This window comes from Acinetobacter psychrotolerans (assembly GCF_048552595.1).
Lineage (GTDB): Bacteria > Pseudomonadota > Gammaproteobacteria > Pseudomonadales > Moraxellaceae > Acinetobacter.
Map to the genome: position 1 here is coordinate 118201 of NZ_JBIMDK010000002.1, position 13589 is coordinate 131789.

15 protein-coding genes are annotated in these 13589 nt (G+C 39.7%); all 15 read left to right on the forward strand.

Annotation, left to right across the window (positions count from 1 at the left end; genetic code table 11):
* Window positions 1–330: 330 nt before the first annotated feature.
* The 15 genes from ACG94X_RS02380 (at window position 331) to ACG94X_RS02450 (ending at window position 13585) form a co-directional block, all read left to right on the forward strand.
* Window positions 331–873, forward strand: a complete 543-nt coding sequence (locus ACG94X_RS02380) for a hypothetical protein (RefSeq protein ID WP_419382130.1) — start codon at window positions 331–333, stop codon at window positions 871–873.
* Entirely contained in the window at window positions 866–1552 is a 687-nt protein-coding gene (locus ACG94X_RS02385; RefSeq protein WP_419382131.1) for a hypothetical protein, read from the forward strand. The genes ACG94X_RS02380 and ACG94X_RS02385 overlap by 8 nt, the downstream gene beginning before the upstream one ends.
* Before the next feature lie 88 nt (window positions 1553–1640).
* Window positions 1641–3308, forward strand: a complete 1668-nt coding sequence (locus tag ACG94X_RS02390) for a terminase large subunit (protein ID WP_419382132.1) — start codon at window positions 1641–1643, stop codon at window positions 3306–3308.
* Between the two features lie 17 nt (window positions 3309–3325).
* Window positions 3326–5614: a portal protein gene (locus ACG94X_RS02395; protein ID WP_419382133.1), complete on the forward strand. Its 2289-nt coding sequence runs from the start codon at window positions 3326–3328 to the stop codon at window positions 5612–5614.
* 82 nt (window positions 5615–5696) lie between these two features.
* A complete protein-coding gene (locus tag ACG94X_RS02400) occupies window positions 5697–6641 on the forward strand; it encodes a hypothetical protein (RefSeq protein WP_419382134.1) in 945 nt (314 codons plus the stop codon).
* A 62-nt stretch (window positions 6642–6703) separates the two neighbouring features.
* On the forward strand, window positions 6704–6898 hold the full coding sequence (locus ACG94X_RS02405; protein ID WP_419382135.1) for a hypothetical protein: 195 nt from the start codon (window positions 6704–6706) through the stop codon (window positions 6896–6898).
* Between the two features lie 183 nt (window positions 6899–7081).
* Window positions 7082–8107 (forward strand): hypothetical protein, encoded by a 1026-nt coding sequence (locus ACG94X_RS02410; RefSeq protein WP_419382136.1) that lies wholly within the window; start codon window positions 7082–7084, stop codon window positions 8105–8107.
* Window positions 8108–8130: 23 nt separating this feature from the next.
* Complete coding sequence (locus tag ACG94X_RS02415; protein WP_419382137.1) at window positions 8131–9417, forward strand: N4-gp56 family major capsid protein; 1287 nt, start codon at window positions 8131–8133, stop codon at window positions 9415–9417.
* A 56-nt stretch (window positions 9418–9473) separates the two neighbouring features.
* Complete coding sequence (locus ACG94X_RS02420; protein WP_419382138.1) at window positions 9474–9950, forward strand: hypothetical protein; 477 nt, start codon at window positions 9474–9476, stop codon at window positions 9948–9950.
* Between the two features lie 92 nt (window positions 9951–10042).
* Window positions 10043–10939, forward strand: a complete 897-nt coding sequence (locus ACG94X_RS02425; RefSeq protein WP_419382139.1) for a RyR domain-containing protein — start codon at window positions 10043–10045, stop codon at window positions 10937–10939.
* Window positions 10939–11616 carry a phage adaptor protein gene (locus ACG94X_RS02430; RefSeq protein WP_419382140.1) on the forward strand — a complete coding sequence of 226 codons (678 nt, stop codon included), beginning with the start codon at window positions 10939–10941 and terminating at the stop codon, window positions 11614–11616. Before ACG94X_RS02425 ends, ACG94X_RS02430 begins: the two co-directional genes overlap by 1 nt.
* A 96-nt stretch (window positions 11617–11712) precedes the next feature.
* On the forward strand, window positions 11713–11910 hold the full coding sequence (locus tag ACG94X_RS02435) for a hypothetical protein (protein WP_419382141.1): 198 nt from the start codon (window positions 11713–11715) through the stop codon (window positions 11908–11910).
* Window positions 11891–12298, forward strand: coding sequence for a hypothetical protein (locus ACG94X_RS02440; RefSeq protein ID WP_419382142.1), 408 nt, complete (start codon window positions 11891–11893; stop codon window positions 12296–12298). Before ACG94X_RS02435 ends, ACG94X_RS02440 begins: the two co-directional genes overlap by 20 nt.
* Before the next feature lie 13 nt (window positions 12299–12311).
* The gene (locus ACG94X_RS02445; protein ID WP_419382143.1) at window positions 12312–12623 is read left to right on the forward strand and encodes a hypothetical protein; all 312 of its coding nucleotides are present in this window, start codon (window positions 12312–12314) and stop codon (window positions 12621–12623) included.
* A gap of 107 nt (window positions 12624–12730) precedes the next feature.
* Window positions 12731–13585 carry a hypothetical protein gene (locus tag ACG94X_RS02450; RefSeq protein ID WP_419382144.1) on the forward strand — a complete coding sequence of 285 codons (855 nt, stop codon included), beginning with the start codon at window positions 12731–12733 and terminating at the stop codon, window positions 13583–13585.
* The last annotated feature ends 4 nt before the right edge of the window (window positions 13586–13589 follow it).

A 13589-nucleotide genomic window follows, 5' to 3' on the forward strand; every position in this document is an offset into this window, starting at 1 on the left:
TACAAAGCTTCATCTTGATCCTTTTTTAAATTATATCGAAGGAAAATATGAATTAAAATTATTATTGAGATATAGATGCATTGATAGTACCAAAAATTGGATGAAGTGATTATTCCAATGAATTGGTTAGATGTGAAAAAAAGTATCAGAAGTTCCATAAAATATTAATTATCAGATAATTAAAACGTATTATGCGTTAATTTTATTAAAAAAGGCTATGCATTAAAAATTAAAAACTCTTCAGTGATAAGGATATAGTTCCCACCCCTCTAAGGTTCGACACATCTATACAATAAAAAGAAAATAGCCATATCAAGAGGTTTGAGTGATATGGCTGAGAAATCTAAAGAAAATATTAAATCTGTGGTTTTAGAAGAATTAACCAAAATCATAGATCAAAATGAAATTCCTCATGGTGTTGAATACGATTTAGTCCAACAATTCAAGGAATCGACTGAGTGTGGGTATTTTGATGAAAGAATACCTCACACAGGTGCTTGTACTTGTTTATATGAGCAATCTTTCAAATATGGTCGTGCAGATATTGTTATTTACCACGTAGATGGTAGTGCTAGTGTTATTGAAGTTAAAGATGGAACTAAAGGTTACACACATACTGTATCTGGGATTGGGCAAGCAACTTTATATGCAACTCAATTGGCTATGTCGAAAAGTGCTGTAACAAAAGTACGTCGTTGCTTAATGTGGTCATCTACAGGTGATATTCAGTTAGATGTACTAATTGAGATTGCTTGTGAAAAAGCTGGTGTCATTCCACTTCCTACTGTTTCTATGAAAAAGATCATGGCATGTAGAACAGCACATATAAATGCTGCCAAGCTTATTAAAAGCGAGGTAGCAATCAGTGACTGAAAAAAGACAGAAAATTGACTATGACCGCATTGAGCGTGGATGGAGAGCAGGGATTCTTAGTCCACGTCAATTAGCTGCTGCTTATGAGGAAGAGTCAGGTCAGAAAGTTTCTCATGCTGCAATTATCAAACATTTTACAAAACAAGGAATACCACGGAACTTGGCAGAAAAGATTAAAGCCAAGTCAGATGCAATGGTTACACAAGCAATGGTTACGGAACAGGTTACACCCGTAACCATTAAACGAGACCAACAGATTATTGAAGACGCAGCAACCCAATTGACCCATGTCCGATTGAATCAACGTAAAGATATTCAACGATCACGAAAGATTGCTATGAGTCTTTTTGATGAGCTTGAAATGATGGTCGGTCAAGAGAATGTCAAATTGCTTGAAATGTTAGGTGAGTTGATGTGGTCACCTGATGATAAAGGCAATGACAAAGTTAATGATCTGTATATGAAGATCATCTCAATGCCTGGTCGTGTGAAGTCGATGAAAGATTTAAGCGACACACTCAAAACATTGATTGCTTTAGAACGCCAAGCTTTTGGACTTGATGATGAGAACAATAGACCTGTTGATGCACTGACTGCATTACTTGAACGAGTAAGCACTGGTAATAGTTCTGGATTCAAGCCGATTGCTGATGATCCTGAATATAGAGCATCTACGTGAATGGAACGACTAATCACCCACACCAATTTAATTTCATGCACGTACATGCTTTAAAAATGCACCAACATTGTGCAAAATGGGGTAAAAATTGATTTATAACACTAACTTACAGCCATTACCAACAAATGCCAAGGAGCTTGAAAGCTGCCTTGCAGACCCGATTTGGCGTATTTTTAGTGGCTGTTTGTATAAGATTAAAATTAAAGGCGATGACTTTGTAAATGAGTTTGGTCAGGTTGAAGAAGCTCCAACTTTTGAATTACCTTTTAAACCAAATGATGCTCAGGTTAAATTTTTAGATCGGTTGTGGTACCGCAATATTATTTTAAAAGCACGTCAGTTGGGTTTTACCACACTGATTAGTGTGTTGTGGCTTGACCATGCTTTGTTTAATGCCAATCAGCATTGTGGTGTTATTGCACAGAACCTTGAGACAGTCGGTGATATTTTCACGGACAAGATTAAATTTGCGTACGATAACTTACCACCTGAAATATTAGAGCGTTTCCCACTCAAAACCAATAATGGTACAGAGATGGAGTTCGCTCACAACGGCTCTAAAATCTCTGTGGCTACCTCATTCCGTGGCGGTACTATGCACCGCTTACTGATTTCTGAGTACGGTAAAATTTGTGCTCAATCACCTGGTAAAGCGAAAGAGGTTCGTACAGGTTCACTACCTGCTGTTCCTACAACCGGTATTTGTGTCATTGAATCTACTGCTGAAGGTCGTGGTGGTGACTTCTTTGACAAAGTACAAATAGCACAGAAGAACTTTGCGTCACGTAAGAAGCTCACACCGAAAGACTTTAGATTGCATTTTTACGGTTGGTGGGAAGAACCGAAGTACCGTATTGATTCATCTGATGTGATTATTACCAATAAAGACCACAATATTTTTGATCATATTGAAATTGTAGTGTCTAAAAACTTAGGCAAACGGATCAAAATTGATGTGGATCAGCGAGCTTGGTACATATCAACACGTGATAACGATCTGTCAGGTGATCAGGCTTTGATGTGGCAAGAGTACCCATCTTTCCCTGATGAAGCATTCCAAGTCAGCACAGAAGGGAATTACTACGCAAACGACATGCTTGAGTTGCGTAAACGTGGTGGTATTACTCAAGTAGAAGTTTTAGATATTCCTGTAAATACATTTTGGGATATTGGGAACCATGATGGTTGTGCGATTTGGTACGAGCAGATTCTAAATAACCAAGATCGTTTCATTGATTATGATGAAGATCATTTTAAAGACCTGCGCTTTTACGCAAAGCTGATTAAAGACAAGCCTTATCTATATGACACGCACTATTTACCCCATGATGCAGCACACCAAAGACTGGGTGACTACAACAAATCCGTATTGGAAATGCTAGAAGAATTATTACCTGGTCATAATTTTGTAGTGATTCCACGCATTACGTTGCTCACAACTGGTATTCAACAGACACGAAGGCTTTTAAAAAATGCGTGGTTTGATGAAGAACGATGCAAATTAGGGATTGAACGTATTGAAGGCTACAAGAAAAAATTTAATCAACAAGCCAATATGTTCATTGATCAGCCTGATAAATCCAATGGTTGCTCGGAGGGTGCTGATGCATTACGACAATGTGCTCAAGCCAAAGAAGCAGAACTATTAGGTGATTACGTCTATACGGCTAGTCGTACCAATGAAAATTCAAGTACAAATACCCACGTACAGCGATCTAGCTATACAGAAGCACCAGCACCAGATTGGCGTATGTGATGATAAGGGGAAATTTAATGCAGGACCATGAAACACAAGAGCATCATGTTGCCGAAGTAGTTGATGAAGATACACTTACACTTGAAGAACTTTCTGAAATTCAGGCTGAAATACAAGAACAACCGCATTGGCGACATATTGCAGACATGGAAATGGATTATTCAGATGGGAATCAACTTGATACCGATTTGATGAACCGCATGATGAAAGCCGGTATTCCTCCTGCAATTGAGAATATGATTGGACCTGCATTGGTATCTGTTCAAGGTTTCGAGCTTGAGACACGTACAGATTGGCGTGTAACTCCGAATGGTGAGTTAGGTGGGCAAGAAGTTGCAGACGCTTTGAATTATAAATTGAATCAAGCAGAGCGTTTGTCTAAGGCTGATAAAGCATGTAGTGATGCCTTTCGTCCTCAAATTGGCTGTGGTTTAGGATTTGTGGAAGTTAAACGTGAACCTGATCCTTTTAAATATCCATATCGTTGTATCGCCGTGCACCGTAATGAAATACGTTGGGATATGAAATCCACTGAATCAGACCTCTCAGATGCACGTTGGTTACAGCGCACTCGTTGGGTTCATCCTAAGCGTTTAAAGGATTCATTCCCTGATCATGCAGAATTGATTGATTTATGTGGTCGGTATGGTGGCCAATGGTGGAATGACGCTGGCTATTTGGATGGTGGTGTATCTACAGGCTTACAAAATGCTTGGAACAATGCACGTGCTTGGACGCATGCAGAAAACTATTGGTATAACCCAACTTCAAAGGAAATGAATGTTGTAGAGCTTTGGTATCGTCGGTGGAAGAATACTGTTGTTCTAAAGTTTAAAGATGGCCGTGTAGTTGAATACGATGAAGATAACATGGCGCATAATATTGCTTTGACCAATGGATTGGCTCAAGCGAGTCGTGCAAATGTATCTAAGGTACGTCGTTCGTATTGGTTAGGTCCACATTGTTTACATGATGGTGAAACGCCATATTCACATCATTATTTCCCTTATGTACCGTTCTTTGGGTTCCGTGAGGACAACACTGGCATTCCTTATGGCTTTGTACGTGATATGAAATACAGCCAAGATAGCTTAAACAGTGCCTTGTCTAAGTTGCGTTGGGGTATGAGTGTCACACGTGTGGAGCGTACCAAAGGTGCAGTGGATATGACCGACGATCAATTACGTCGTCAAGTTGCACGTCCTGATGCTGATATTGTTCTTAATGCCAATCACATGGCTAAACCTGGTGCACGCTTCGATGTAAAGCGTGATTACAATCTCACAGATCAACACTTTCAAATGATGGGTGAGAATCGTGCATCGATTGAGCGTGTATCTAATATCACCAGTGGCTTTCAAGGTAAAAAGGGTAATGCTACTTCTGGTCGTCAGGAACAGATCCAAGTTGAACAGTCGAATCAAACGCTAGCCAAAATGATGGATAACTTCCGTGAAGGTCGAACCATGATGGGTGAGATGTTACTTTCCATGATTGTTGAGGATCTAGGCAACGAGGAAGAAGTGGTTATTATTGAAGGTGATGCTGTTACGGCTGATCGCACAGTAGTGATCAATAAGCCTGAAGTTAGTGAGGAAGGTTATCCGTATTTATCGAATGATGTTCAACGTACACGCCTGAAAGTGATACTAAGTGATGTACCAAGTTCTAAATCGTATCAAGAACAGCAGCTCAATGCGCTTTCGGAAGTCACCAAGTCATTACCACCAACTGTACAAGCCGCAGTACTGCCGTATGTTATTGCGCTTACTGATACGCCGTTTAAGAAAGATATTGTTGAAGCGATTAAACAGGCTTCACAAGCACCAACTCCTGAACAGATTGAAGAACAGATCAAAGAAGCGGTTAAACAAGCACTAGCACAAGCAGGTAATGATATTAAGTTGCGTGAATTGGAACTTAAAGAGCGTGAGTCATTGAGTAAAGTCAGTGAAATTGATGCTCGTTCGGTACAGATTGGTGTTCAAGCTGCTTATTCAGCCATGCAAGCCGGTGTTCAAATTGCACAGATGCCACAGATCGCACCTATTGCCGATGCAATTATGCAAGGTGCAGGTTATCAACGGCCTAATCCTGGTGGTGATGATCCTAATTTCCCAACGGCTGAACAGACTGCAGCAAGTGACATACGCAGTCCATACATTCAAGGGGAAGGTGCAGAATTGGGTAGTGAAGGGATTGCACAGGTTCAACAGAATACTAGCCCAATGAATCCACCTGTACCGCAACATGCTGGCACAGGACAGCAGGGTATTGAGACGGAGAGGGTGAGTGATAATATTTAATTCGATTTTAAATTAATACTCTAGAATTTTGTGATAAGCTATTCATCTGAATAGCTTTTTTAATTTTAAATAAGGATAAATAGTGTTTATAGAAAAATATTTTGTGACTCATTATTTAGTAAAGTATTTAGATCAAAATCAAGAAAAGTGTGAAATATTAGTACCAAATTTACATGGTCGTGTTTTATATAGACATGGTATTAAAGAACTAGCAATTAAATATATTAAGAAAAACACTAATATTAATAATCCAGTGTTTCAGAATTTTGAACATTATGGGAATTGTGCATTTTGTTCAGAATTCCGTAAACTAGAGAAATCACATGCTATTGCAAATACTATTTTCAGAACATTATTAAAAAAAGTAGATGGAAGGCAACCTATAGTTATAAGTACTAATTCAAATCAACTTAAATTTGATAGTGATACTTGGGCTGTCAATCAATTATGTAAAATTTGTGAAAGTTATTTTAATAAAAATTATGAAGAATACTCTATTAATGCTTTACGAGGAAAAAATCCAAATGTAAAGATTGTTAAAACTTTAAATGGTGTAAGTTTTAACGGTTTAGATCAGGAAGTAATAGCAAAGTATTGTTTATCTGTTTATTGGCGTGCTGCTTTGTCAGTTCACCCATCGTATAGTAGTGTTCATATATTTCCTGAATTTAACGAATATTTAAAACTATATTTTAAAAATGATATAATATTAAATAAGTCTGCTATGAATGTAAGAATGTTTAACTTGGTAGATGAAGATAAAGAGCTAAATGATGAAGCAATAGCCTCATTCATGGTAAGCCCTTTTACTCGACTTGAAGAAAAAAGATTAGTATTTTGTCTTAAATTAGAAAGCTATTTTGTAGAAATTAAAATCGAAAAATTAGGGTATAAAGAAAAAATGAAAAAAGGATACCTTGGAAATAGTAAAAACATTCTATTTTTAGAAAATAAAGATATTTTTTCCATTAATGAAATTTTCAATAACTTTGCTCATGGTAAATATTTACATGATAAGACCCTCTAATGTTTAGTTATCATCATAAAGACTTCGAATAGTCAATTTTTTTAATTTATAAAGGAATGAAAATGGAAGATGAGAATGCAATCTTAATTGTGGGTGATGAAGTTTATTTAAAAGATTGTAAAATCCAGTCTATTGATAAAGATGATAATGTGATTTGTACATGGACTAATGAACAGGGTGAAGAATTCAGTGCAGTTTTTAAAAGAAAATCTTTAACAAAACAGCCAGATTTTCCATTTGCTGGATTCCTTCGTTAGGAGTGCATAATTAAAACCACCTTCGGGTGGTTTTTTTACGCCAAACACTTACCCCCTGTAAGGTTCGCCAATTCCTATCTCTCACTTGCACACTAGCCGTAGTTGAGCAATCAGCAGCAAGCATGGACTCTTAAAGTCTGCACTAACCTCAATGCGGCTACAGCGATAAGTGGCAGGAAAGGCATGAATATTACAGAGCAACAAAACGATCAAATTGAAGCAACCGGGAAAGTATCTCCTGAACTTGCATCGCAGCTGCTTGAAGCTGCGATGAATGGCGAAACCATTGGACAACCAGTGGAACCTGTTATCGATACGCCAGTCGTTAACCAAGCGAATGAAGAAATCAAACCAACGGATGCTGCGAATACAGTACCAGCGGAAGATGACTTAAATGCATCTAACGCAACAGTTCTCGCTAAAGACGGCATTCATACTATTCCATTCGAAAGTTTGGAGAAGGCTCGAAAAGGCGAACAAGAATGGAAAGCTAAAGCTGAGAGCTATGAACAAGCTCTTGCCGAAGCACAAAGTCAGATCCAAACAGGTCAAGCAATAACACCAGCGGCAGAACAGAATTTAGCGACGGCTGAAGCTGCAATTGCTGCGAGTGGAGATAACACCGATGTGATTGCCATGTTCGGAGACTTTTCCGAAGAAGCGATTGCTAAAGGTGTAGATGCTTTACTTGAGGTGAGAGTACCAGGTGCAATTCAAGCTGCCATTGATAAGGCGTTACAACCTTTTCAGCAACAACAACAGTTGCAACAAGCACAACTTGCCAAAAGTGCAGAGCAACAGCACTTTGATGCAATTGCTTCGGTACACCCTGATTTTGAATCCGTTGCTGAATCACAAGAATTCCAAAATTGGAAAGATGCACAACCAGGTATTTTACAAGGTGCATACGACCAAATTTTAAATAGTGGAACTTCAGCAGAAGTAAATGAACTTTTAACCCTGTATAAGCAAGCCAACAATTTGAACGTGGCTACACCTGATGTGAATAGCATTAAGGAACAAGCCAAGCAAGCTGTAAGTAAAGCTCAAACACAAGTGCCGCATAGCGTCAGTGATTTACCAGCAGGTTCACCAGCTGGAGTCACGCTTGATGAACGTATGGCTGCCATGAGTCCAGCACAACAAGTCGAAGCAATGGCGAGTTGGACTCCAGAACAGATCGATGCGTACGTCAGCCGCAATGTCTAAAAACTATAGTGGAGAGAATTTAAATGTCTAAAACCAACACCGCTTACGGTGGAAAAATGAACATGGTGACACAGGCTGTTGGCTTGTTCGCTACCCATATGAACCGTAACTCTACATTGAATTTACTGTCGGGGAAAATGCCAGCTGGTGAAGCAGGTGCAGAAGCAACTTTACGTAAACAGACCACATCTCACATGCCGATTGTACGTGTGCAAGACTTGGGTAAAGGAAAAGGTGATGAAGTTACCTTTAACTTGCTTAATCCTGTCGGTGGTTATCCGATTATGGGTTCTGCTTATGCCGAAGGTCGTGGTGTAGGGATGTCTTTATCGGAAGATAAACTTCGTGTGAACCAAGCACGTTTCCCGATTGACTTGGGTAACGTCATGAGTCAGATCCGTAGTCCTGCCGATTTGCGTAAATTAGGTAAACCACTTGCACAATCTCAAATGGATGCCTATTGCGATCAGTCGTTATTGGTTCACATGGCTGGTGCACGTGGTTATCACGACAATATTGAATGGCGTGTTCCAACTGATGCTCATGCGAACTTCAGTGAAATCATGGTGAATAAAGTCAAAGCACCGACTAAAAACCGTCATTTCTTTGCGGATGGCGCAGGTATTTCAAGCGTTCGTGTTAATTCGGGTGAAGCTGCTTTTGCTACGACTGATATGTTCACGATGGATACAGTCGATTCAATGAAGACCTTCTTGGATGAAATGGCTTTACCACCACCGATTGTGAAATTTGAAGGTGACGTAGCAGCTGAAGATTCACCGCTTCGCGTATGGCTTGTTTCACCATCACAATACAACAAATTTTCAACTCAACCTGGTTTCCGCGCATTTCAAGGTGCAGCGTTAGTTCGTGCTGGACAAGCGAAACAACACCCATTGTTTTTAGGTGAAGTGGGTCTTTGGAATGGGTTCCTCATCCGTAAAATGCCACGTCCAATCCGTTTCTATGCTGGCGATACCATTAAGTATTGTGCTGATTACACCTCTGAAACTGAATCAGGTATCAAAGTGCCTGCATCATTTGGTGAAAAATTTGCAGTAGATCGTTCAATCATCTTGGGTGGTCAGGCTGTCGCTGAAGCACTTGCTGCTTCGGATAAATCAGGTGTGCCATTCTTCTGGTCTGAAAAAGAAATGGATCATGGCGATAAGTGGGAGCTGTTAATCGGTTCGATCCGTGGTGTGTCTAAGATTCGCTTCGATGTGAATACTGGTACACGTCAAGAATTCACCGACTATGGCGTAACCGTGGTCGATACCGCTGTTGCTTGTCAGGGTCGCGGTCAGTAATAGGAAAGGGCGAAAGCCCTTCTTGATCCTTTTCATAGATTTGGAGTTTAGCAATCATGGCGAATATTAAAAAGAAAGATGGTCGTTACGGTCAATTTGGTGGATTCTCACCATACGGCAATCTCACAGCATTAACATACCTATTGGCGACCAATGCCACAGGTGCAGTACTTGAATCAGACTCAACCGCTGCTGTTGGGGTTGGTGATGTGATTGATTTGGGTGAATTACCTGAAGGTATGCGATTAGATGATGCACAGGTATTTGTGACGACAGGTATGACAGCAACGGTGACTGGCTCACTTGGCTTTAAATACACCGATGGTACTGATGTTGCAGCCACACCGCAGGACGCAGCACATTTTATCAGTGCTGGTGACTTGGCAGCCGCAGGACGTTTACGTGCTACTGGTGCGAAGTTGATTACGTTGCCTAAGCCTGCACGTTTAATTTTGACTGTGGCTGGTGTAGTCAATGCCAAAGTCAGTGACATTAAAGTAGTTGTGTACGGTGAGTTGAAAGGTCCTCGTTAATCTTTTGCACAAAAATAAATGATGAACAGTTTGGGGATGGATGATTTAGCAAAGGGTCGCCATCCCTTTTTTTATCTAATGAGGAAGGCCTTATGAAACTCTCAACAATTGCAATGCTATGCCACTCGATCAATGCTGCTTATTGTTTGTCCCAAGGGGATGATAGTCAGCCTACTTGGGATAATGCACCAGACGAGCAGAAAAAAAGTATTGAGTATGGTGTTCAATTACACCTAGAAAATCCTGAAACCACACCAGAACAGTCGCATGAATCATGGTTGCTGCAAAAAGAAAAAGACGGTTGGACTTATGGTGACGTTAAGGATTTTGAAGCCAAGACTCACCCATGTTTCCGACCTTATGACGAATTGCCAGCAGAGCAAAAAGCCAAAGATTATTTATTTAAAGCAATGGTGCATCTGGTCAAAGACCTACCTGAACCTGAAGAGCACTTGGCTTTAGTCAATCAGACTGCACAATTACAAGCATCACTTGCAGCCTTTAAACAATTGGCAGGTAATCAGGCACAAAGTTTGAATACTGCTCCAACTGCCAAAGCTGTAGCATCGGGTGTACGTGTTAAATATGTAGGCTTAAAAGAGGAATACACAGATCGTTTGTATGAATCGAATCTGGTATTTAGTTATGGCCAAACACGTTCAGTCACCACAGACCTCGCCAATAAGTTACTCAAGCATCCTGAATTTGTACGAGATGATGCACCAGTCGCTTTGGCTGTAAGTTCTGATCAAGTGGTGGATGATACTGAGGCAACGCTTAAAAAAGCACAGGAAGAAAAAGAAAATAAGGAGAAGGAAAACACCCAGCTACTTGATGAAATTGATCTTGTACGCCGTATGGAAGATAAAGATTCTTTGTATGAATACGCCATGAAGAACTTTAATCAGAAAATTCCTAAAAACCAATCTGTTGAATGGATGAAAGACAAGGTTTTAAACCTACTTGATACGATGGGAGTTCCTGAGTAATGCAACTCGATGAATTAATCCGACGTTTTCGTACACAGGCGAATGACAAGGTAGAGCCATACTTTAACGAAGATTCAGATGTTAAGGATTGGCTCAATGATGCTGTGAATGAAGCGTGTATTCGTGGTCGTTTGGTGCATGAAAGTCAGAATAGCGATGTGTGTAAGATAACAGTTCTGATTGGTTCATCTCGTTATCAATTGCATGACTCATTATATGAGCTAACTCGCATTTGGTTTAAACCAAGTGATGGCGCAAAAAGTCAATGCTTGAGTCTAATGTCAGCTGAATTACTTGATCATTATTATGGTGGGGAAAATTGGCGTGTGATGAAGGGTAAGCCTGAGCATATTATTCAGGATGATACAGGGATTCGTCTTATACCTATTCCAACGATGGATGGTGAATTACAGTTGGAAGGGTATCGCACCCCAATTGAAGTGATGGTTGATGATACGGATACACCTATTGATTTGCATAAGGTGCATCATCCTTACCTGATTGAGTGGGCTTTACATAAAGCATTTAGTGTTCCTGATACTGAATTTTTTGATCCGAATCGTGCACAAATTGCTGAAGCTAAATTTACTGAATACTTTGGTGATCGACCTGACAGTGATTTACGACGAATCACACGAGAAGATGTACCACACACGGTTATGCCGTTTATGCCATGATGTTTTTGAGACCACATCAAAACCCCTGTAAGGCTAAAGCTTTTCAGGGGGTTTTCACATAATAACCTTACCTATTTTATTTAATCATGCACAAATATGGGCAAACGTATTATTGATTTGAAAACTGAAGATACGCTTTACATTGGCGGTGCCAAAGTTAAATTGATCAAAAAATCAGGGCAATTGGCTCGAATTTGTATTGAAGCAGATAATCACATTGAAATTAAACATAAGCGCATGAGTGCTTCCGACTTAGATTTGGAGACACAAGATCATGGCAAACACACTTTATGACTATGCACGTCAACGCTTTCTTGAAGCACAGATCAATTGGATGACTGATACCGTTAAAGTCATTTTAGTGGACACAGGTGCATACACACCACAAACCTCAGTACACCAATATCTTTCAGATATTCCGACTTCAGCTCGTATTGCAGGGCCAGTAACATTAACAGCAAAAGCGACCACTGGTGGTGCGGCTGATGCTGCTGATGTGACATTTACAGCTGTGTCAGGCGCATCAATTGAAGCCATTATTATTTATGTTGATACAGGTACGGAAAGCACCAGCCCATTAGTAGCGTTCATTGATACAGCTACCGGTTTGCCGATTACACCGAATGGCGGTGACATCATCGTCACTTGGGATAATGGTACCAATAAAATCTTTAAAGTTTAATGCGGAGGTGGTAATGGAAAATAGTAAACCAAAGCCACCCACTCAAGGTGTGGGTGTAGCTGGATTTAAAGCAGATTTATATGCCAGTGATCAAGTTCAGATTCGTTGGCAAGATCTTATTCACTCGCCTAAATACCAAATGTTCGCACTTGAACACAGCCAAGGTAAATATGGCGATGTTGGCAATGTGATGGAATGGATCACTGGCTATGTTCAGGATCAGGTTAAATCCAACGGTGAACTGAACTTTTTTAATATGTATGTGAAATGGCATGACGAAAAAGGTTATTGGAAAAATGAAGATGTATATGGGAATTTGATATGACTGCTTTAAGTTGGATACCGCCCGATAGCTCTATCATAAGATCATCTGCCCAAGTTCCTACTAATGTAAACGTGTGGTTAGATCATTTTTTTTCTAAATTGAAAGAATTGGATTTAACCCAAACCGCAGATACAGGGCAGTATGTGCTTGGGACAACGAACACTTATGCTAATTTACCCAATGATGGTGGTACTTTAGCGTTTCAGATATATAGGTTAAATGATGAGTTTATAAGCACTAACCCATTATTTGTTAAAGTCCAATTAAACGCTACACAAGGGTTTAAAGCCGTAGGCTTCACTATTGGATCGACAATAACTGTTGGTACTGCTACAGATGGTTTAGGTAATATTACAAATAATTCAGTCTCGCATACTGTTATATGTGGCTACCCCTATACTAAAGATTTTTTTAACGCTGCTTATCAGTCTTTTGCTACAACTATTCCGCCAAAAGGTTTTTTCGCAGTAGTTTTTAATGCAGGGCTACAAGAACCTCCTTACGATATGCGATTTGCACCTGTTGCATTTTGTATAGAACGTATTCCGAATGAGGATGGAAGCCCATCTAACACTGGTTTTACCTTATTCTCATCGGGTTTGAATTACACGAATAATAGTTCTGTAAATTCTAATGGTGCCTTTGGTAATGTAAATGTATGTGTCTCTAAAACAGTAAGATTTTCAGACAGTAAAACTTTTGAACACGCATTTGGTGCTCCATTTTTCGCACAAAGCTCATTTGTAGATGGCGCTTTAATAAATCACTTTTATCACACAACACCTATGCCTATACGAAGTTCTTGTGTTGGATCTATATTGGCAAATAAGTTAGGTAAAGGTACACAATTTGCTGCAACAGTTTATGGCAATACACCAACAAACTTTATTGTGATGGATGGTTTCTGTGCTTTCAGACCGACAAGCATTGTCAATGCTAATCTTGTCTTTGCTTTCGAGTAAATGC